Annotated in this window: 11 protein-coding genes; all 11 read left to right on the top strand. The window is 36.5% G+C overall.

The genetic code is table 11. The annotated features are described in order from the left end of the window. A partial coding sequence (locus V7D82_RS10375) for an oligosaccharide flippase family protein (protein ID WP_333600912.1) occupies window positions 1–1,252 on the top strand: 1,252 nt, incomplete at its 5' end. Then, window positions 1,253–2,641 (top strand): surface carbohydrate biosynthesis protein, encoded by a 1,389-nt coding sequence (locus V7D82_RS10370; RefSeq protein WP_333600911.1) that lies wholly within the window; start codon window positions 1,253–1,255, stop codon window positions 2,639–2,641. It abuts the gene before it with no gap. Next, window positions 2,634–3,155, top strand: coding sequence for a serine O-acetyltransferase (locus tag V7D82_RS10365; RefSeq protein ID WP_333600910.1), 522 nt, complete (start codon window positions 2,634–2,636; stop codon window positions 3,153–3,155). The genes V7D82_RS10370 and V7D82_RS10365 overlap by 8 nt, the downstream gene beginning before the upstream one ends. Window positions 3,156–3,205: 50 nt before the next feature. Continuing rightward, the gene (locus V7D82_RS10360) at window positions 3,206–4,969 is read left to right on the top strand and encodes a hypothetical protein (protein ID WP_333600909.1); all 1,764 of its coding nucleotides are present in this window, start codon (window positions 3,206–3,208) and stop codon (window positions 4,967–4,969) included. 1 nt (window position 4,970) lies between these two features. Beyond that, the gene (locus V7D82_RS10355) at window positions 4,971–6,065 is read left to right on the top strand and encodes a glycosyltransferase (protein WP_333600908.1); all 1,095 of its coding nucleotides are present in this window, start codon (window positions 4,971–4,973) and stop codon (window positions 6,063–6,065) included. Between the two features lie 53 nt (window positions 6,066–6,118). Further along, window positions 6,119–7,171, top strand: coding sequence for a glycosyltransferase family 4 protein (locus tag V7D82_RS10350; protein ID WP_333600907.1), 1,053 nt, complete (start codon window positions 6,119–6,121; stop codon window positions 7,169–7,171). 287 nt (window positions 7,172–7,458) lie between these two features. Beyond that, on the top strand, window positions 7,459–8,433 hold the full coding sequence (locus V7D82_RS10345) for a hypothetical protein (RefSeq protein WP_333600906.1): 975 nt from the start codon (window positions 7,459–7,461) through the stop codon (window positions 8,431–8,433). Window positions 8,434–8,436: 3 nt separating this feature from the next. Then, window positions 8,437–9,510 carry a hypothetical protein gene (locus V7D82_RS10340; RefSeq protein ID WP_333600905.1) on the top strand — a complete coding sequence of 358 codons (1,074 nt, stop codon included), beginning with the start codon at window positions 8,437–8,439 and terminating at the stop codon, window positions 9,508–9,510. Beyond that, entirely contained in the window at window positions 9,507–10,664 is a 1,158-nt protein-coding gene (locus V7D82_RS10335) for a glycosyltransferase family 4 protein (RefSeq protein WP_333600904.1), read from the top strand. The genes V7D82_RS10340 and V7D82_RS10335 overlap by 4 nt, the downstream gene beginning before the upstream one ends. A 508-nt stretch (window positions 10,665–11,172) precedes the next feature. Then, the gene (locus V7D82_RS10330) at window positions 11,173–17,826 is read left to right on the top strand and encodes an MBG domain-containing protein (protein WP_333600903.1); all 6,654 of its coding nucleotides are present in this window, start codon (window positions 11,173–11,175) and stop codon (window positions 17,824–17,826) included. Window positions 17,827–18,197: 371 nt separating this feature from the next. After that, window positions 18,198–23,505 (top strand): beta strand repeat-containing protein (locus V7D82_RS10325; RefSeq protein ID WP_333600902.1); only part of this gene is annotated, 5,308 nt, incomplete at its 3' end.

Raw genomic sequence — 23,505 nt, 5'->3', positions numbered from 1 at the left:
TGGGGGCTTGCGTGAAGCATTAGTTCAAAAGAAGAATGCTACTCAAAAGGATTATTCCACCATGTTTTGGCTCAACATTGGTATTTCTTTTCTTTTATATTTTTTTCTGTTTCTTATTGCTCCTTATATTGAATCATTTTACAAATTTGAAAATTTAAGTTTTTATATCAGATTACAATCATTAGTTTTAATTATTGAATCGATTGGATTAATTCAGATTGTAAAAGCTGTAAAAGATTTAAACCTAAAAAAGGTGACCACAGCCAGAATACCGGCTACTATCATTAGTTTTTTTGTTGGTATTATTATGGCTTATTCCGGTTTTGGAGTACTATCGCTAATCGTACAGCAATTAGTTAATGAAGTTGTTTATCTAACTTTATTAGTATATAATGTGAGGTATAAGCCGGAAATGGTCTTTAGTAAAGCATCCTTGAAGTCTTTATATGGTTTTGGTTTAAAAATGTTTGCCTTAAGTTATATTAATAGAATTTATGCACAATCTTTAAACCTTATTTATGCTAATTTTTATAATGTGAGAGAATTGGGTTTGAATGTTAAATCGAATGGACTTCAAGGTGTACCAATTGATATTATAAACAGTGCTTTTGCAAAAGGATTGTATCCGACAATGGTTCGAATTCAAATTCACAATAAACTTTTAAAGAAAATGTTTTTATTAAATGTAAAAAAGATAACTTTTTTAATGGTTTTTATAAATTTCGTCTTCTTTTTTAATGCGTTAGAAATAATTCGGTTTTTATTAGGTGAAAAATGGATAAATATGGTTGATTATATGCAGATTGCCTCTATTGGAAGTTTATTTTTGCCTATTAATACTCAGGTTATTAGCGTTTTTAAAGTAAAAAAACAACCGAATTTGCTGTTAAAAATAGAAATGGTGTGGAAAATATTTGCTTTAGTAATGGTATTAGTTTTATCGGTATTAACTAATTTTATTACTGTTTTATGGTCGATTGCCCTTTTAAACGGATTTATGGGACTTTTGTATTTGTATATAGGTAGTAAGTTGTTGCGTTTTTCTTTTCGCGAAGAAAGTCTTAAATTAATGGGATTAATTAGTTATTGTTTTATATCCGGTTTTATCTTAAAAAAAGCAATTGTTTATTTTCTTTTTGAATTTCATGGTTTGATTAAGATATGTTGTTTTTCTACACTTTTTTTAGTAATGATTATACCCTTCGGGTATTTCGTAACAGATTATAAAATTAAAAATTTAATAAAAAGTTAAATGAATATATTATTACCTATCGAGACAATAAACAGAGAACTAGATTATAAATTGATATTGGGTAACTTGTTGGCCAAAAAAGGGGTTGCTGTTTATATAGGGCAGCATGATTTTTTAATCAATGTTGCTAAGCATTTATATGGCGGAGTGTACTTAGGGAAAACTATGTTTAAATCACATTTTCCAGCAGATCTAACAACCTATAGATTTCTGAAACAGAAAGGCTTTGATATGATTCATTTAGATGAAGAAGGCGCTTTTTTTCTTGGACTTGAAGCCGAATGGAATAAGACATTATCTTTAAGACTTGATCCAAATGTTTTGGATTCCAATGATGTAATCTGTACATGGGGTAATTATCAGGCAGCTTATTATAAATCAAAATTAGATTCTTCTGCTAAAGATGCAATAAGAATCATTTCTACGGGTAACCCGCGTTTTGAAGTTTACGATAATAACTGGAATTCAATTTATTTAGATGAAATTGATCAAATTAAAGGTAAATATGGGAATTATATTTTGGTAAATACTAATTTATCTATTGCAAACAATAATTTTGGTTTATCGGATATTTTTTCACCCCGTTTTGGTTACAATTATGACCATTCAGAATCATCGAGATTAATAGTTAAAAGATGGAATCATACTAACGCAATACTAGGAAATATAGTGCTTTTAATTCATGAGTTAGCCGCCAGTTTTCCAGATATGTCAATTATAGTAAGGACTCATCCGAGTGAAAGTAATTCTTTTTATGAAACTGTTTTTAAAGGATTGGAAAATGTTTTTGTATTGCATGAAGGTCCTGTAGCGCCTTGGATTCTTGGCTCGGAAGTTGTTATTCATGACGGTTGTACTACCGCTGTTGAATCTTATTTTGCAAATAAAAATGTTATTTTATACAAGTCAGTTGAAAATGAATTATACGATCAATTTGTACCTAATTTAGTGGGAACCAAGTGTACTAGTATTGAGGGTGTAATTAAACAGACGCAAAATTTATTATTTACTCATTCGAAAATAACGAATGAAAGAGCTTTAGGGTTGTTAGAAAACTTTAACCATAATACATCTTTTAGTAGTTTGGTTGATGTTATTACTGATGTGATGCAAAATAAAAAACATAAAGAGAGTAAACACTATAACAAAAGCTTTGTTAGATTTCAATACTTTATCTCCGTTTTAAATCTAAAATTACGGTCTATAGTAAGAGTTTTTCTTTCTGAAAAATTAAATACCTATAAAGCACACCAAAAGAAATTTTATGGTTTTAACGAAGAATTCGTTAAGCATCGATTAACGAAAATAAGTAAAATAACAAAGAATGAAGTTGATGTTGATTTGATAAACTCTAAGCTTATAATACTTAAGAAAAGTGTCAATGATTAATTTAGTAAAAAGTGATTTGAAGCACCATTTGTGTGGTACTTTTTATGCTAAAAACACTAAGGTGACATTTGTCAGACTTTTTAGGGCATTTATAACTCCTGAGTTTAGAGTGGTTTTGGCCTATAGAATAGACCATTTTTTATGGAAGAAAAATTTAAGAATGCTTTCCTTCATTATGCATCAAAGACATAAAAGGAAATATAATTGTGATATAGATCCTCAAGCAATTATTGGCAAGGGGTTTAGAATAGTTCATGCTTCAGATATTGTAATTGGTCCACTGGCATTGATTGGTAATGATTGTGTCCTCTATAATGGAGTAACATTAGGCAATAGAAAAGGAGCTAGAGGAGATGGTATGCCACAAATAGGGAACAAAGTATTGATTGGGACTGGCGCTAAGTTATTAGGAAAAATAACAATAGGTGAAAATGTTCTTGTCGGCGCAAATTCTGTAGTTTTGGAATCCTTTGACGAAGGAACGATTGTTGGAATTCCTGCTAAAAAAAGCTAAATAGGAATGAGGTTTATTTTGAGTATTTTATTAATAAATTATAATTAGCAATGAATATTTGGATATTAAAATATGGAAAATCTAATTTTTCAAATGATTGCATAAATATTGTTAATGATGTCACACAAACAATTGATCAGCTTCAAGAACACGATGTGTTTCAGAGAAAAACAGAAAATTTTCATTTAATTTCAATAGTGACCAAGTTTGAAAAGTGTCAAAAAAAGTACATTGAAATTTCAGAAGATAAGATCAGAGGCTTTTCAGGATTGGTAATTGGAAAGAATGAAGTTGATGTAGATTATAGAAATATAAGTAACATAAACTGCGATACGCCGGAAAGATACAATGGGCAGTTTTGTTTGTTTAGTTTAAATAAAGATTCTTTTGTTTGTAAGGCAGACAATATGGGTTTCCATAAAGTTTTTTATTTTAAGGATGGAAACGATATTTATGTTAGCAATTATTTAAGGTTGTTACGGGGAATGGTTGTTTTGAAGCCGGATTTTGAACAAATTGTTTGTGATTTTTTGACAAGTAGGTTTGGCGTCTTTCCGGGATATAATACACTTTATGAAGGAGTTAAAACGTTGCCTGAATATGGACAGTTGATTCTAAAAGAGGGTGATTTACATGTAACTTCTTATAAGCACATAGACGAACTTTTACTCCCAAAATTTAATTTTGAAGAAAATATAAACAGAACAATTTTTGAATTTAAAAACGCCGCGCGCTATCTCAGAAATTTTCATGACACGGCTATAGGTTTGTCAGGTGGTTTTGATGGTAGATTAATGTTGAGTTTTTTTTATAAAACCAATGGGAAGTCATTAGAGACCTTTACTTATAATAGAGCGGGAAAACTTGATTTATGGATTGCATCACATTTGAGTAAAAAATTTAATGTAATTCACAAAAAATTTGTGTTAAATCCAAAATCGATTAATATAAAACCAAGAATAGAAGCGTTTAAAGAATCAGAAGGAGATGCTTTCACTCAAAGCTTCACTAATTTAAGTAAAGATTTTTTTCGAACAGAAAACTCGTTTAAGGTTAGTCTTGGAGGGAATGGAGCTGATACCGATTGGGAATTTGGAGAAAAGCAACTCAATAAATTGGAGGTGAATGAATTTAAGAATTTTATCAAATCCTATTCCTTACTTCTTGTTTCACATCCATTGGTCTCAACCGAAATTACAGCTAAATTAGCTTTGCGTTTGGAAAGCTATTTTTTGGAAAAATATTCAGTTTTTGAAGATAAAGACAACTACCTCCAATTATTGGGTTCTGCTTTTTTTCATTTGGAAAGATTTAGAGGAGAACAAGGTTTTATTTATTCACAAATTACAAACCGTACTAAAGATATTTTTGCCCCTTTCGCAACAGAATCTTTTAACCAGGCCATTTTCTCTGCCCCAACTAAAGAACAATTGCAACGAACTTTAAAAGAAGGGATACATTATAGACTATATTACTCGCTTACTGAAGGAAAAGTACTCTATGCTCCAATATTAACCGCTCAAAATGAATTTGGAACGAATATTATTCAGAAGACATTGAATTTTATTGCGCCGTATCTTCCTAAAATTATTTGGAAAGCAAAGGGAGGAGATACCAATACACAGATTAGAAAAAAATTCTCAAGCAGCTTAACTATTATTAGTAAAGAGTATATCCTTTCACAAGACAATAATAAATTGTGGGAGATTTTAGATTATACTAGCGTTAAAAATGATATTGAGAAAAATAATTACTCAAATCAATACCATCAACTTGCAACAATGTTGAAATTTGTTGAAAATAACACAAAATAGAATGATACTCTTTTTCTTGCCGGATTTAAGAGCTGGTGGCGCTGAACGTGTGATGTTGAACTTGTTGATACGGTATCACCACAAGCATCCGAAAGAAAAAATTGCTTTATTACTCTTTAAAAAAGAAGGGCCATTACTAAGTGAAGTTCCCGTTTCGATTCCTGTTTTTGAATTGAATACAACCGGAGCGACCAACTCGGTTATTCCTTTTATCCGTTTTTGTAGAAAGGAACAACCCAAATTGGTCTTCAGCAGTTTAGGCGCCAGTCTGACCACTGCATTAGCTAAAGTATTTCTTCCAAAAAAGACTGTTGTTATCAACAGGATAGGAAACACAATTGGTGCTGAAAAGTTACTATTCAACAATGCTATTCGACGCTGGCTTTACATTTTGGCCAATACTATTATAGCCAAAAAATCAGATTATATTATTTTTCAGTGTCATTATATGGCAGAGGATTATGCTAGGGAAACAGGGATTAAGTGCTCTTTCTCTTCGGTTATTTACAATCCGGTAAAAATTGATGTTATCCAAAAAATGGCACAGCAGTCCCTCAGCAATCCTTACACTTTTGTCGCTGTCGGCAGATTAAATACCCAAAAAGATTACCCGATGCTGATTCAGGCCTGTGCTTTACTAAAGGCACGTGGCACTTCTTTTACATTAGCTATTTTGGGGCAGGGAAACCTTCAGGAAAAACTAGAGAATCAAATCATAAAAAATGGACTTGAGCAACATGTTTTTTTGTTAGGACACCAGCCCAACCCTTATCCTTTTATAATACAATCAAAATACTTGGTATCTTCCTCGCTTTATGAAGGTTTTTCCAATGTCATCATAGAAGCCTTTTGCTTAGGCAAACCGGTTATTGCTACTAATTGCCCTGGCGGAAATGCAGAAGTTGTCCGACACGGAGAGAACGGTTGGCTTTGCGAGTATAAAAATCCAGAGGCTATGGCTGAAGCCCTTTCTAAGGCGTTGCAACAGAAAGTTCAGATGAGCTCAGCAGCAATAGCCAATTATGGGGCTGAGATGTTTTCGGATGCTATTATCTTTAATCACTACGAAGAAATAATTCAACGCTATTTATCCTAGAAAATGACTAAGTTTACCCTCAAAATTCTTTTGGCTATATCAAATAAGTATTCATGAAAGTTCTCTATTTAACAAAATACAGTAGGAATGGAGCCAGTAGTCGCTTAAGGAGCTATCAGTTTTTTCCATTTTTGGAGCAGGAGGGATTCCAGATTACGGTCCGCCCTTTTTTTTCTGAATCATACCTAATCGCTTTATATTCAGGTAAAAAACAATCGCCTGTAGCGCTGTTGAAGTTTTATTGGAATCGTTTTTTAGTGCTTTTTACGGTGTACCGTTATGATACTATTGTCATTGAAAAAGAGCTATTTCCTTATTTTTTCAGTTGGTTTGAATGTATTCTGAGTGTTTGTGGCGTGCGGTATATTGTTGATTATGACGATGCCATTTACCATACTTATGATTTAAGTACTTCAAAAATCATAAGGTTTTTTTTGAGTAAAAAGATTGACAATGTTATGAAATACAGTGGCTTTGTTGTGGCGGGTAACTCTTATCTGGCCAAAAAGGCACAATCCAGTGGAGCCAAAAAGGTCGTGATTCAGCCTACTGTTATTGATACCACAAAGTATGTAACTAAACTTGGCCACCATTCTGATAAAGTTGTTATCGGTTGGATTGGTTCACCTACGACTTTTAAGTATGTGAAAAGTATTCATCCGGTATTTGTCGAGCTATTTGATACATTTGATATAGAGCTTCACATTATTGGTGCCAAGGAAGATATGGGTTTGGGAGATAAAATAAAATACCTGGATTGGTCTGAAGCGGATGAGGTTTCGATGATTTCAGGATTGGATATCGGGATTATGCCTCTGGAGAATACTCCTTGGGAGTTAGGAAAATGCTCGTATAAATTAATTCAATATATGGGTTGTGGCTTGCCGGTGGTTGCTTCAGCGGTTGGAATGAATAATGAAGTGGTTAATGAAGGGGAGAATGGTTTTTTAGTCAATAGCCATGCCGACTGGTTAGAGAAATTGACTTTATTGATACAGGATGAAGGGCTGAGAGCCCGGTTGGGTAACCAAGGAAGGGCAAAAGTGGAACAACGGTATAGCATCCAAAGTCAAATAATACAATTAAAAACAATACTTGGTTCATGAGTATTACCCATACTAAAAGTAACTATTTTGATGTTATTAAGCGCAATTTATATTGCAAAATAATATTAATTTGTAAAATCTAAAACCTTAAAATAATAATGGATATATTATTTTGTGTACTATTCATTTCTCTCGGATTTTTATTCATAAACAGTTTTAAGTCCCGGCTTACTGTTGGTGACATTAAAACCCTGAGAAAACTGTTTGTGTACCACTTGATTTTTGGAGTTTATTACTGTTTTTTTGTCCAAGGTGATGCCATTGGGCACTGGAGACAGGCCAAGTTAATGAACTACGAAGACTTTATTTATTCCTTGACCGAAGATAAAGGGACTTATTTTATCCATGCCTTTAATTTTATCCCCGCCCAGGTTTTGGGACTTTCCTATTTTACAGGAACTATTATGTATTGTTTATTAGGGTTTATAGGATTAACTTATTTTTATTTAATAGCGGAAAAATTAATACCCTACAATTCTAAATTCAAAAATTATTATCTCTTTCCGGGATTGTTTTATTTGCCCAATTTACACTTTTGGAGTTGCGCCGTCGGTAAAGACACTTTGTTGTTCTTTTGTATTGCCATTTTTATGTATGGTACTGTAAAACCAATGAAAAGAATTCCCATGATTGTATTGGGTTTGACATTGGCTTATTTTGTTAGACCTCATATGGCCTTCTTTATGCTTATTGCTTACGGATTGGCTTATTTTTCTACCACTAAAATATCTTTTTTTCAACGTGTTTTGTTCTTTGGTTTGATGATAGGAATAAGCATTGCTATTCTACCTTCGGTAATGAAATTTACCAAAGTAGAGGAAGCTACCGTGCAAAGTTTTGACGAATTTTCAGAATTAAAATCTGGGCTCTTAAGCCGAACAAATGTTGGTTCTGCCATTGATATTTCGTCTTATCCTTTTCCGTTAAAAGTCTTTACTTTTTTATACCGCCCTTTGTTTTTTGATGCCAATGGAATACCGGCTTTATTAGCCTCTTTAGAAAATTTATTATTACTGATACTGTCCTATAGAGTGCTGAGAAACAAGCCAATTTTAACGTTTAGAAAAGCTCCTTTTGTGATTCAGGGCATGGTGTATTTTTTAATTATCGGAACCTTAGCTTTTTCGCAATCTTTGGGTAATTTAGGAATTATGATCAGAATGCGAAACATGTTTTTGCCTGGATTATTAATCTTTTTCCTTTGGTCATTTTCGTATCAGAAACAAATGGCTTTGGACAGAAAAAAAGCTATAAATCAATAAAAAATGAAAAAAAGTACCTTTCAAATAGTGCTTTTTTTTTATCATTTAGTCTTTATAATTCTATCCTATCTTTATTGTGCTAAAAATGGGAGCGATGCCCACTTGTATTGGTTTCAGGGTTCTTATACGCATAATAAATCATGGCTCGATTTTGCCAACTACGGAACCGATTTTATACTGTTTATTAACTATCCGTTTGTAAAATTAGGCCTCCCTTTATTTATCGGTTTTTTGGGCTATGGCATCATAGGTTTTTTTGGAATTCTGCAATGGATAAAATGGACAACTCTGGTTTTTGGTAACCAATTCAATTGGAAAGGAGTCAATTTAGTACAGCTAATTTTCTTGCTGCCGAATCTCCATTTCTGGACGGCTACTTTAGGCAAAGAACCCATTATTTTTTGGGCCATAGCCACCGTTTTTTATGCACTAGCCGCTCGCAACTATAAATCCTTAGGATTGGTTGTTGGGAGTTGGTTACTTATTGTTATCCGTCCGCATGTCGCATTGATGCTGCTCTTAGCCATAGCTTTGGTTTTGATGTTTCAGCATAAAGCGACACTGAAAAAGCGATTGATTATCGCGGTTAGTAGTTTGACAATAGTGGCACTTTGCAGTTATATGATTTTGCAATTATCCGAAATAAAATATTTGAATTGGCATCGAATTCGCTATTACAATGACTATTCTATCTTGTCTTTTAAACATTCCGGAACCTATGTCCCGATGTTAGAGTATAATTATGGCTACCGTCTTTTTTCCTTTAATTTCAGGCCGTTGTTTTTTGACATTAAATCCCTGATGGGCTATGTGGCCAGTGCCGAAAATCTGTTACTGTTGGTGCTTTGTCTTTTGGCTCTTTTCTATAGTGTTAAGTTTTATAAAAAAATCCATTTCAGCCAAGGGATGAACATTGCTTTTATATTTACACTTATTGCCGGTTTATTATATGTGCAACGTTATGCCAATTTGGGTATTTTTTTGCGAACCAAAATAATGTTTGAACCCTTTATGGTAATTGCTTTATTTTGCATCATCAAGCAGGGCTTCGCTTTGAACAATTCAAAAAGTAAATGAAAAACCAAAAACTTATCCGAATAACAACGGTTCCGCTTTCGCTGGATAAATTACTATCCGGGCAGTTGCATTTTATGAACTCTTATTATGAAGTGATTGCCGTCTCTTCAGAAAAGGAATACTTGGAAAGAATTGGAAGCAAAGAGAATGTGAGTACTTTTCATTTAGAAATGTCACGAAAAATTACACCTCTTCATGATTGCATTGCCGTTTTTCGATTGGTTTTGTTTTTGAGAAAGCAAAAGCCCTTAATCGTTCACACGCACACTCCCAAAGCTGGAATAGTAGGGATGCTGGCAGCCAAAATAGCCGGTGTTCCTAACAGGTTGCATACGGTGGCCGGTTTACCATTACTTGAAGCCGTAGGATTGAAAAGAAAACTATTGGATTTTGTTGAAAAGACCACCTATTCTTTAGCGACAAAAGTATATCCCAACTCTTACGGATTAAAAGACATTATTTTACAAAATAAATTTTGTCCACCCCAAAAATTAAAAGTAATTGCCAACGGGAGTTCCAATGGAATTAATACCGATTATTTCAATCCGGATTTATTTTCTACAGAACAAAAAGTAACTGTAAGCTCCCAGCTCAATATAACTGAAACTGATTTTGTATTTGTATTTGTTGGCCGATTGGTAAAGGACAAAGGCCTGAACGAATTGATTACGGCTTTTGAGTTGTTGCAAAAAAATCACACTAACGCAAAACTTCTGCTGGTAGGTGATTATGAAAGCGATTTAGACCCGCTATTGCCAACAACCTTATACACTATTAATCATAATCCTTCCATCATTACTGTTGGTTTTCAGCAAGATGTTCGTCCCTATTTAGCTATAGCTCATGCATTGGTTTTTCCAAGTTACCGCGAAGGTTTTCCTAATGTGGTAATGCAGGCCGGAGCTATGGGACTTCCGAGTATTGTTAGTAATATTAATGGCTGTAATGAAATTATTGAAGAGGGAATCAATGGAACTATTATTCCGGTTAAAAATGCCGATGCTATCTTCCAAAAAATGGAATTATTTGTCAAAGACATTAATTTTTATCAGGAATTGAAGAAAAAATCCAGAATTAGAATCACTTCTCGTTACGACCAATTAGTAGTCTGGAATGCTATTTTGGAAGAATACCAACAATTACTTACTCCTTAGCTGGTGCCAAAACGGTATAGCTTGAATAAACGGTTCAATTATTGAAAGCCGATACCAGATCTTTCTTCAGAGCTTAAAAAGCAAATGATTTTTCAACCAATAAAGTGTTGCTTCGCCATGCCAAACAAGTCCTTTTTTATGTGGGATTCTTGATTTGGTATTTTCGATATCTTTTTTGTGTTGTTTTTCAGTGTGTTATGACTATGCCTTTTGAAAATTATTTTTTAAGCTTTTAACTACAGAAAATGGTCGTTCAACTGTAATATATTGCATTTCAAAGATATAAAACTGCATTTTGTCGATTTAAAATTTGGTTTCCAAAGAAACAATTATTTTCTTTGCTTTTACAATCAGTATCCGTTTATATTATATTAATTCATGTATAATACGGTGATTTAACGACTATTTGTGTCAATGAACAATAATAGTTGCATCGTGTTTGTTGCAGCCATTATGTTTGTAATTAAATTATAGAATCCAAATCTTATATTAATATAAAAACCTGCGTATGAAAACATTTTTACCTTCATTAAATAGAAAATTAGTTGCTTTTTTTACAATCGTATTACTACTTTTATTGAGTAGTAAAACAAATGCAGCTACAATAAACGTAACTTCAAGTACAACTTGGAGTGCCTTAGGTACAACTCCAACAGCCGCTGACGATATTGTTATAAGCAATCAGGCAACTCTGACCGTGAATGTTAGTAATGCGGTGTGTAAAAGCATAACATTAGGAAATGGAGGGTCAAATAATAATGGTAATCTAACTTTCAACGCATCCTCACAAGTTACCATCAGTGGTAACATTATTTTTGCTCCTATTGGAAATAGAACAAATACGCTGACAATGACGGCTGGAGGAAATTTAATTTGTCAAGGTATTACCATCAATGAGCCAAGTTCAAGTTTTGTCTCCGGAGCAGGTACTGTAACACTTACGGCTAACAATACATTGCCAACTACAATTTTTACCACGTTTAATAATTTAAGTATAACCGGTGGTACAACAACAATAGGAGTGGGTACCACGGTTTCAGGAAATTTGGTGGTGGGTACTGGTGCCGCTTTTGCAACGACAGGTACATTAACACTGGGAGTAACGGGAACAACTTCTATTACTGGAACATTTACTCTTGCCGGTACAGGGAATAAATCTTTTACAGGTGATGTTACTCTTAATTCAGGTGCTGTGTGGAATGAAACGGGAGTTTCAGCTTATTCTTTTGCGGGGACTTTTGCTAATAGTGCTACAACTTTTACAGCCAATACGGGTGTGCATACTTTTAGTGGCGCTACCAAAGCATTCAATGGAAGTACCACCACATCAATTCCTTCAGTGGCTGTGACAGGAACCTATACTAATAATGGTACTCTTACAGTAGGAACGGCATTGTCAGGAGCAGGGACATTAGCAAATGCAAGTGTGCTAAATACCAGTGGAACGGTTTCTACAACTACACTTTCAAATTCGGGGACTATGAATCACTCGGGTTCAGGAACTATTACTACAGCTCTGGCTAATTTTACTAATACAGGAACACTTAACATTAGCGGATCGGGTACTATTACAGGTATTACGAATAACGCAGCGGGTATTGTTAATCATTCAGGTTCTAGTACAATCACCAGTTTTAATAATGCAACTTCAACCAGTACACTTACCATAAGTACAACACCAACTGTTCCAACGATAACAACGCTTACGGTAACTGCTGCCGGAAACACGGTTAATTATACCGGTTCAGGAAATCAGACTGTTATAAATGCAGCCTATAAAAATTTAGGATTAAGTGGTTCAGGTGTAAAAACGCTTTCAGGAACTGTTACTATTGCTACCAATCTATCTATTAGTGGAACTGCTACAGCCAGTTTAAATACAGGAACAACATATACTGTTGGTACACTTAAATTAGGAGGTTATGGTAAAAATTCAGGTACATGGGGAAGTACAAGTTCTGCAGCCTCGAATCAAACCAACACTTATTTTGCAGCAACAACAGGTATTGTCAGTGTAACTACTGATTCAAGACCTGTAGTAACGGTGACAGCTAGTGCTCAAAGTAAAACTTACGGAGGTACAGCACCAACCTCAGGAACTTTAGGAACAAATTTCACGGTTAGCGGATTAATACTAGGAGATACTGCCAGTGGAGCAACTTTAGGTTATAGTGGTAGTCCGGCGGGAAATTTAGCTACCGCAAATGTTGGAGGTTATACGATAACACCATCGGCATTGACATTATCTCCAGGTTCAACAAGTAATTATAATATTAGTTATTCAACGGGTACATTAACTGTAAATGGAGCTTCATTAACAATAACGGCTAATAACGGCAGTAAAACGTATGGACAGACATTTACTGTTGGGGCAGGTTCAGCAGCATTCACCTCAAGTGCATTGCAAAATGGTGAGACTATTGGTACTATAACTATTGCCAGCACTGGAGCAGTAAATACAGCTGTAGTTGGTTCCTATGCTATAGTGCCATCAGCAGCGACAGGCGGAACCTTTACGGCATCCAACTATAGCATTACTTATACAAATGGAACATTAACCGTTGGTCAAGCTTCTTTAACGATAACAGCTACTAATGGTAGTAAAACTTATGGTCAAACTTATACCGTAGGTTCAGGTTCAGCAGCATTCACCTCAAGTGCATTGCAAAATGGTGAGACGATTGGTACTATAACTATTGCCAGTACTGGAGCAGTAAATACAGCCGCAGTTGGTTCTTATACTATAGTGCCTTCGGCAGCGACAGGCGGAACCTTTACGGCATCCAACTATAGTATTACCTATACGAATGGAACATTAACCGTTGGTCAAGCTTCTTTGACGGTAACGGCTAACAATGGTACTAAGGTTTACGGTGTGACTCAAGCTACACCGGTTACAGGCGCTACTACTTTTGGTTCCACCGGATTGCAAAATGGAGAAACCATTGGCAGTGTTACTTTGACATATGGATCAGGAGCAATAGCGGCTACGGATGCCGTTGGTAGTACTTCAACCATTACACCATCAGCAGCGACAGGCGGAACATTTGTCGCTAGTAATTATAGTATTAGCTACACTTCAAATTCAGGAACACTTACGGTAACTGTAGCGCCATTAACCATTACAGCGATTAACGGTAGTAAAACTTATGGTCAAACTTATACCGTAGGCTCAGGTTCAACAGCCTTTACCCCAACCGGTTTGCAAAATGGAGAAACCATTGGCAGCATTACTATTGCCAGTACAGGAGCAGTAAATACAGCAGCAGTTGGTTCCTATAACATAGTGCCTTCAGCAGCAACAGGCGGAACTTTTACGGCATCCAATTATAGTATTACTTATACAAATGGAACATTAACCGTTGGCCAAGCTTCTTTAACGATAACAGCTAACAACGGTACTAAGGTTTATGGAACCACTCAAAGTACGCCAGTAATAGGTGCTACTACTTTTGGTTCCACCGGATTGCAGAATGGAGAAACAATAGGTAGTGTTACTTTAACTTATGGATCAGGAGCATTAGCAGCTACTGACGCTGTTGGTAGTACATCCACCATTACGCCATCAGCAGCAACAGGCGGAACATTTACCGCTGGTAATTATAGTATTAGCTATACTCCAAATTCAGGAACACTTACTGTAACTGCAGCATCATTAACCATAACAGCCAACAACGGAACTAAGGTTTATGGAACGACTCAGGCAACACCGTTAACAGGCGCTACCACTTTTGGATCCACTGGGTTACAAAATGGAGAAACGATAGGCAGTGTTACTTTGATATATGGATCAGGAGCAATAGCGGCTACGGATGCTGTTGGTAGTACTTCAACCATTACGCCATCAGCAGCTACAGGAGGAACATTTACTGCTAGTAACTATAATATCATTTATGCTTCAAATTCAGGAACACTTACAGTAACCGCAGCACCATTGACTATAACTGCCGATGATGTTTCAAAATGTTTTGGAACTACATACACATTAGGAACAACAGCTTTTGGTTCAACGGGATTGAAGAATAGTGAGACCATTGATAGTGTTACATTAAACAGTTCGGGAGCTATTTCATCAGCTTCAGTAGGTTCTTATACCATAGTGCCATCAGCAGCAACAGGCGGAACATTTACCGCCAGTAATTATAGTATTACTTATGTCAATGGTACTTTGACTGTAAATGCATTACCAACTGCACCAACAGGAACAGATGGTGCAACATGTAGTACAGGAACAGTAAACCTATCTGCCACTGTAGGTGGTGGGGAAACCGTTGATTGGTATGATGCTGCAACAGGTGGAACCTTATTGTTAAGTGGTTCAACAGCTTACACGACTCCGAGTATTTCATCAACCACATTATATTATGCTGAAGCAAGAAATGCCACAACAGGTTGTGTATCTGCTACAAGAACTACTGTAACGGCTACCGTTGATCCAACTTCAGTGGGAGGAGCCGTTTCGTCTGATCAGACTATTTGTTCAGGGACCCAACCGGCAAATTTGACTTTGGCTGGCAATACAGGTTCAGTGGTGAAATGGCAAAGCTCAAGTGATGTTGGCTTTTCTTCACCAACAGATATCAGCAATACATCAACAACATTACTAGGAACCACTATTGGAAACTTAACGGCTAGTACTTATTTCAGAGCGGTTGTTCAAAGTGGGGTTTGTTCTACGGCAAATTCAACTCCGGTTTTAATCACAGTTGATGCTGTTTCAGTAGGAGGAACTGTTTCTTCTGCTCAAACAATTTGCTACGGGACTGAACCTTCTAATTTAACTTTAACAGGCTATACGGGTTCTGTAGTGAAATGGCAAAGTTCAAGTGATGCAGGATTTTCTTCTCCATCAGATATAACAGAAACTTCTACAACTTTAGACGGAAGTACTATAGGTAGTTTAACCGCCAATACGTATTTCAGAGCTGTGGTACAAAATGGGGTGTGCTCAACGGCAAACTCAGCTTCAGTACTGATAACTGTTTCTCCTACTTCTGTTGGTGGAACGGTTTCTTCTATCCAAACGATTTGTTCCGGTTCACAGCCAGCCGATTTAACTTTGTCGGGTCAGACCGGTTCAGTTATTAAATGGGAATCATCACTAGATGCCGGTTTTTCAAGCCCAACAGACATCATTGTGACTTCAACAACATTAACAGGAGCCACCATTGGTGCTTTAACACAAGATACTTATTTCAGAGCAGTAGTTCAAAGTGGTGCTTGTGATTTTATCGAATCTGCTTCTGTTTTGATAACGGTAAGTGCAAGCTCAGCCGGAGGAGCAGTTACCGGAGGAACCGCTATTTGTGCGGGCTCAACTAGTGGACTCTTGACTTTATCAGGTTATACAGGTTCTATAGTTCGTTGGGAATATTCAGTTGGTCCTTCATTTTCATCTTGGACCACTATAGCTAATACAATTAATACTTATACTTCCGGAGCTTTAACCCAAACCACTCAATTCAGAGCAGTGGTTCAAAGTGGTGCTTGTGCTGAGGTTGCTTCAACTCCTACTAGTGTTGATATCAATAAAGCAACTTATTCAGGTGGTGCCTGGGATAATATTGTAGGACCAGATGCTACCATGGCTGCGGTAATTGCCGATACTTATACTTCGGCAGGTTATAATATTACGGCTTGTTCTTTGACAGTTACTAACGCTGCTACGGTTGTTATTTCTTCGAATGACACGGTTACTTTGAGCGGTCCTTTGGTAGCTACGGGAGCTTTTGTAACGTTTAATAATAATGCTAATTTGATACAAACCGGAAGCGCCATTGCTAATTCTGGAGCCATAATTATTAAGCGTAACAGTGCCTTTTTGAAGCGTCAAGATTATTCATTGTGGTCTTCACCTGTAGCTAATCAACAGTTGCAGGCATTTTCTCCCGGAACTTTAAGTAATCGTTTTTATACCTATAACACCAACACCAACATATACAATACTGTACCGTCACCATCGACAACAAATTTTGCTACTACTAAAGGGTACTTAATCAGAGTGCCAAATAATCACTCTACAACTGGTGCTATTTGGCCAGGTCAATTTACCGGAGTGCCTAATAATGGAAACTATTCTTATGCTTTAGAAAATTATGGTTCCGGTCAACGTTTTAACTTGGTTGGTAATCCATATCCTTCTCCTATCGATGCAGCATCGTTTGTTTTGGATACCAATAATAGCGCTAACATTACCGGTACGCTTTATTTTTGGAGAAAAACAAATAACCCATTAAATACTACACCAGGGTATGCTACACCAAGTTATAGTGATTGGACTTATGGAGTTGGGTATAACAATCCAAATTTAGAAGCCCCGGAAGCATTATTTTTTGATGACGAAGTAATTCAAACAGGACAAGGATTTATTGTTGAGGCGACACCAACTGGTGCAACTTTAAACTTTACTAATGCTATGCGTGCTGATAATCATAAAGATCAAATCTTTAGAACTACTAACGTAACCAATTCGACCAATACAACAATTGAAAGAAACCGTATTTGGTTAAAAGCTACCAATGCTGTTACAGCCAATTACTCCCAAACATTATTGGGGTATGTTACTAATGCCACTTTGGGAGTTGACAAATTTATTGATGGTAAATACAACAATGATGGGGATATTGCTATAGCGTCTTTAATAGACGGTGCTACATATTCTATTCAAGGTAGACCTTTGCCATTTGATGCTGCTGATGTTGTTCCGTTGAGTTTTAAAGTTGTCCTTGCCGAAAATTACACCATAGCCATTGATCATGTTGATGGATTATTCTCAAGCGGGCAAGCTATTTATTTAAGAGATAATCTTACGGGAACTATACATGATTTAACTACCGGAGGGTATACTTTTGCTTCTGCAGCCGGTACCTTCGATACCCGATTTGAATTGCTGTATCAATTGCCATTAGGCGTGACCAACCCAGTGTTTAATGCTAACCAAGTGGTTATTTATAAAAACCCTTCTAATGATTTTGTCATCAACACAGGGAATGCCATTATGGCTTCAGTAAAAGTATTCGATATTAGAGGCAGAATACTGCAAGAGAAAAAGAATATTAATGCTAACCAAACTACAATAAATGCAGGTTTGGCGAATGAAGTTCTTTTAGTTCAAATCACCTCGGAAGAAGGTGTCGTGGTTACTAAAAAAGTGATTAGATAAATCAAGTAAATAAAAAAAAATAAAAGCCGAATTGTTATCCAATTCGGCTTTTTTTTGGCACAATAGTCAGTGTGGTTTTAAGTAATTCATTGTTGTTATTATATGGGTTATGATAATTTTTTGACTTTATGTTAGTGTATGGCTGTTTTTTTTAACATATGTTTATTTATTATGTAAAAAATAGCTGATATCGCAATGGTAGAGGGGGTTGCAAAAGTCAAAAAAAGAAAATTCCTATAAAAATTTATCGACTAAATACTTATAAAACCGATAAAGCTAACTTAGCATGTTAGTTAACAATTAGTTAATATCTTTTTCTTGTCACAGAGATTTTTATCTATATTTTTACCCCCTAATTAATTTTATAATTTATGAAAAACAATTTACTTTTTAAGAAAGCATCCTCGCTTTTGTTTTGGAGTTTTGCTTTGTTGTTTTTGCTTATCTCTGGGAAGGGCTATGGGCAAGGAACGTTATCAAGTCCTATATTTTCTGAAAATTTTGGGACTTTGACAAATGCAACAGCTTTGTCAACGAGTAATACAGCTTTTAGTTTTGTTCGGATAGGAACTTCTTCTGGTTCTTTTACAAATCAAGCTGTAGCTAAAAACCCCTTTGCAGTTTCTGGCGGTTCCGGTAGCTCAGCTTTATTAGGTGCGGCTGGAGCTTCAATTACAACTATTGACAAAACGGCATTAACATCTTTTACAAGTGGAACATTTACATTTAAATTCCTGACACCTAGTTCTTTAACTGGAGCGGTTATGTTGAGTGCTGTGGGTACGGGAGCAACTTTTGGTTCTGCAAATGGTTTCACAGGAGCTCAACTGTCTGCTGCTTTTCAAGTTGCAGGAACAAATTTGCAAGTAAGAGAGAGTGGAGCTTGGACTACAGTTCAAACTGTGGCTGCCTCAACATCTTATACAGTAACTTTAGTGTTTAATAATACAGCAGGAACTTTAACTTATGGAAGTTCTAAATCATTACCTTCAAATAAAGTTGATGTATGGGTAAATGGCTCATATGTAAATCAATATAGTGCAGCAACTGCTAGTTTAGCTGCTTCAGCTTTTAGAATTTATTGTACAACTACGCAATTTGAAATTGATGATGTTGCAGTATATAATTCATTACCTGCATTATCAGTTACTGCGCCGGGAGCACCAAGCATTACCGCTGTTAATCCTTTAAATGGTCAATTGAGTGTAGCTTTTACAGCACCTGGTTCCAATGGTGGAGCTGCTATTTCTGATTATACATATTCAACAGACGGTACAAATTATACATTGGCTGGTACAACAAGCAGCCCCATTGTAATCTCCGGTTTAACTAACGGGACTACTTATAGTATTACCTTAAAAGCGGTAAATAGTGTTGGAGCCGGTTCTGCTTCAGGAGCGGTTAATGGTACACCAAGAACTACGCCTTCGGCACCTACTATTACAGGCATTACACCTGGGAATAATCAATTGAGTGTAGCTTTTACTCCGGGTTCTAACGGTGGTTCAGCTATTACTAATTATAAATACTCATTGAATGGCGGTTCTACTTTTGCTTCTGCCGGTTCAACTACAAGTCCAATAGTTATCACAGGTTTAACTAATGGAACTTCCTATAATGTACAATTATTAGCCGTTAATGCAGCTGGTGATGGTGCTGCTTCGGGTACTACTCCAGCAACACCACTTACTACGGCTTCTGCTCCTACAATTACGGGTATTACACCTAGTAATTTACAGTTAAGCGTAGCTTTTACAGCTCCTTCATCAAATGGTGGAGCTGCTATTACAGATTACAAATACTCTTTAAACGGAGGAACTACCTATACATCAGCTGGTACAACAACTAGCCCTATTGTAATTACAGGTTTAACCAATGGTACTTCTTATGGTGTGAGATTACTTGCTGTTACTAGTGCCGGTGACGGTGCAGCTACAGCTACCACTAATGCTACTCCGCGTACTACGGCTACGGCACCAGTTATTACAGGTATAACTAATGGCAATGGACAATTGAGTGTTGCTTTTACAGCACCTTCTTCAAACGGAGGAGCAGCCATTACAGATTACAAATACTCTGTAAACGGCGGTTCTACTTTTACAGCTTCCGGATCAACAGGTAGTCCAATTATAATTACTGGTTTGACTAATGGTACTACTTATGATGTTCAATTGTTGGCTGTTAACGCTGCCGGAGATGGAGCAGCATCAACTACAGTACAAGGGACACCAGCAGCACCATCTGCTCCAACTATTTCTGTTAATCAAGCTTCAGTTGGTGCAGTATCTACTACATATGGAACAGCGTCTAGTGCCGTTAGTTTTAATGCGTCAGGAGCTACTTTAACAGATGATATTACGATAACAGCGCCAGCAGGATTTGAAGTGTCAACTACTTCTAGTTCGTCTGGTTTTGCGGCTTCTCAAGTATTAACACAATCAGCAGGTGCGGTTGCAAGTACAACAGTTTATGTTAGACTTACGGCTACAGCTACTGTTGCAGGTTCACCTTTTTCTGGGAATATATCGTTAACTACTACTGGAGCTGATGCCGTTACGGTAGCTACTACGGCAAGTACAGTATCTCCAAAAGGATTAACAATTACTGGGTTAACCGGAAATGATAAAACCTATGATGGTACTACTACAGCGACAGTTAGCGGAACAGCAACTTTAGTTGGGGTTGTTAACTCTGATGATACTACTTTAAACAGTTCAAGTGTTACTTATGCTTTTGGTACTGCTGGTGCAGGAAGTAATAAATCGATAACTGTTTTAGGATATAGCCTTAATGGTACAACCAAAGGGAATTATACTTTGTCTCAACCAACAGGTATAACAGCTACAATAAATAAAGCAGATCAAACGATAACTGCCATTTCAACTTCAGAAACAAGAACTTTTGGTGATCCTACTTACAGTGTTGCTACTAGTGCGAGTTCAGGTTTAACTGTTACTTATTCTAGTTCTGTTACAGGTGTAGCTTCGGTGGCACTTAACGGAACAGTTACTATCAATGGAGCAGGTTCGACAGTTATTACAGCTTCTCAAGCGGGTGATACTAATTACAACCCAGCGACTAGCGTAACCCAAACTTTAACAGTAGGAAAGGCGAACCAAACTATAACGGCTATCACGGCTACGGTTTCTAAAACTTTTGGTGATGCTACATATAGTGTTGCTACTACTGCAAGTTCAGGTTTAGCTGTTACTTATTCAAGTTCTGCTACAGGAGTTGCCACAGTGGCAGCCAATGGAACGGTAACTATCGTTGGTGCAGGTTCTGCAACAATTACGGCTGCTCAGGCGGGTAATACAAATTACAATGCGGCGACCAGCGTTACTCAGGATTTAACAGTAGGTAAAGCCAATCAAACTATTACAGGATTAGCTGCCACTGATACTAGAGCTACGGGTATTGCACCATATGGTTTAACAGCAACAGCTCCTGGAGGAACTATAACTTATGCGAGTTCTAATCCTGCGGTTGCAACAATAAGCGGAAGTACAGTAACTATTGTTGCTGCTGGTACAACTACTATTACGGCTAATCAGGCAGGTAGTACAAATTACAATCCAGCAACAGAAGTTTCACAAACGTTGACTGTAACACAAGCGAGTATTAATTTAGGTCAATATCAATTTGCTAGTTCATTAGCAGTTACCTCACCAAATGCAAATCTTACTTATACTAATGTAAGCCCTAGTGCGGTTACTGGAAGTACAAGTAGTAGTTATTACAATTTATCACTTTCTCCTAACTGGGGGACAGTAGTAAATACAGGAGCATATATCCAATTTAGTGTTACCCCATCAGCAGGAAAACTATTAACTGCTACTTCTTTAACATTCCTTCAATTGGCAACTGCAGCTGGAGCTTCTAGCTACGTAGTACGATCAAGTGCAGATAGTTATAGCAGTAATTTAGGTGCTGGTGTTTATACCACAACAGTAAGTTCAGGAGCTCCTTCAGTAGGAGCAACAGTTTCTCTTTCGGGAGCTTCATTTACAGATGTGATAGGTACTCTTACATTTAGAATTTATCCTTATGGAAATTTAGGAGCCGGTACTGGAAACTGGAGAATTGATAATCTTACTTTAAATGGGTATGTGTCAAATTGTACAGGGACGGTGCCTTCAATTTCTGCACATCCAACAACACAAGCTGTTTGTACAGGAACTACTTTAAGTTTAAGTGTTACAGCAAGTGATGCAACGGCTTATCAATGGAGAAAAGATGGCGTGAATATTTCAGGAGCGACTTCTTCAACGTATTCAGATTCAACTATTACTTCTAGCGATGCAGGAAGTTATGACGTAATTATTACAGGTTCAACAGCATGTGCTACAATTACTTCTAACGCAGCAGTCATTACTGTTAACGAAGCGCCAACCGCTGTAAGTATCACCCCTGCATCAGCAACTATATGTGATGGTACTATTCAACAATTAACAGCTAGTAGTACTTATGTTGCTGTAAATAGTTTAGGAACAGGTACCACATCAACTAGTGCTGCAGTTACTACATCGGCAATTGGGCCAAACCCATTCCAAAATTACTATGGTGGGGTGAAACAACAAATGTTAGTTTTAGCTTCTACACTAAATACATTAGGATTGTCAACTGGTTCAACCATTTCGGCATTGCAGTTGCAAATGTTGGTTGCTGATAATACTTATGCGTTAAGTAACCTTAAAGTTAAATTACAAAATACAACTGCAACATCTGTTTCTACTACTTCAATGGTAACATCAGGTTGGTCAACAGTTTATTCACCAGCTTCATATACACCAACTTCTGGATATACTAATATACCATTTAGTAGTAATTTTACTTGGAATGGTACAAACTTGTTAATTGAAATTAGTTATACTAATGCCAATACTGGAGCTACTACAGCAACTAATACAGCATACTACAGTACAACTTCTTTTGTAAGTTCTGCTATTTATGTAGGGGATAATTTATCAGCAGCTACATTAGATGCTTATGCTGCATCACCATCTTATACATACTCAACACGTAATAATTTTAAATTTAGTTTTACTAAATCTTCTCCTATAACTTGGTCACCAGTGACTGATTTGTATACAGATTCAGGAGCTACATTGGCCAATGCCTATGTTGATGGAACTAATTCTGCTACGGTATATGCTAAACCATCAACTAGCGTTACTTATACCGCTACTGCTACTGCTAATACTTGTGCTAAAACAAATACTGTTGCATTGACCGTTAATCCTTTACCTACGGCGACAATTACCGCAGGTGGTGCTGCCACTTTTTGTGATGGCGGAAACGTAACATTAACTGCAAACGCAGGAACAAGTTATTTATGGTCAACAGGTGCTACTACACAAAGTATTACGGTTGCTGCTTCTGGCAATTATACAGTAAAAGTAACCAATGAGTTTGGTTGTTTTACCACTTCAGCAGCTACAACAGTAACTGTTACACCTAATACAACTACTACTACTACAGCATCCGTATGCGATAGTTATACATGGTCAGTAAACGGACAAACGTATACTGAAAGTGGAACTCATTCAGTAGTTACAGGCTGTCATACAGAAGTATTAAACTTGACTATTACGCCAAGCGATACTACTACTACTACAGCATCCGTATGCGATAGTTATACATGGTCAGTAAACGGACAAACGTATACTGAAAGTGGAA

The organism is Flavobacterium sp. (assembly GCF_036741995.1).
Classification (GTDB): Bacteria; Bacteroidota; Bacteroidia; order Flavobacteriales; family Flavobacteriaceae; genus Flavobacterium.
Note: the sequence above shows the minus strand (reverse complement) of the source record. Positions and strands in the feature narration are given on the sequence as shown.

Coding starts and splice junctions, on each gene's coding strand:
- V7D82_RS10360 (WP_333600909.1), top strand. CDS start 3,206: ATGAATATTTGGATATTAAAATATGGAAAATCTAATTTTTCAAATGAT.
- V7D82_RS10350 (WP_333600907.1), top strand. CDS start 6,119: ATGAAAGTTCTCTATTTAACAAAATACAGTAGGAATGGAGCCAGTAGT.
- V7D82_RS10340 (WP_333600905.1), top strand. CDS start 8,437: ATGAAAAAAAGTACCTTTCAAATAGTGCTTTTTTTTTATCATTTAGTC.
- V7D82_RS10345 (WP_333600906.1), top strand. CDS start 7,459: ATGAACTACGAAGACTTTATTTATTCCTTGACCGAAGATAAAGGGACT.
- V7D82_RS10365 (WP_333600910.1), top strand. CDS start 2,634: ATGATTAATTTAGTAAAAAGTGATTTGAAGCACCATTTGTGTGGTACT.
- V7D82_RS10335 (WP_333600904.1), top strand. CDS start 9,507: ATGAAAAACCAAAAACTTATCCGAATAACAACGGTTCCGCTTTCGCTG.
- V7D82_RS10355 (WP_333600908.1), top strand. CDS start 4,971: ATGATACTCTTTTTCTTGCCGGATTTAAGAGCTGGTGGCGCTGAACGT.
- V7D82_RS10370 (WP_333600911.1), top strand. CDS start 1,253: ATGAATATATTATTACCTATCGAGACAATAAACAGAGAACTAGATTAT.
- V7D82_RS10330 (WP_333600903.1), top strand. CDS start 11,173: ATGAAAACATTTTTACCTTCATTAAATAGAAAATTAGTTGCTTTTTTT.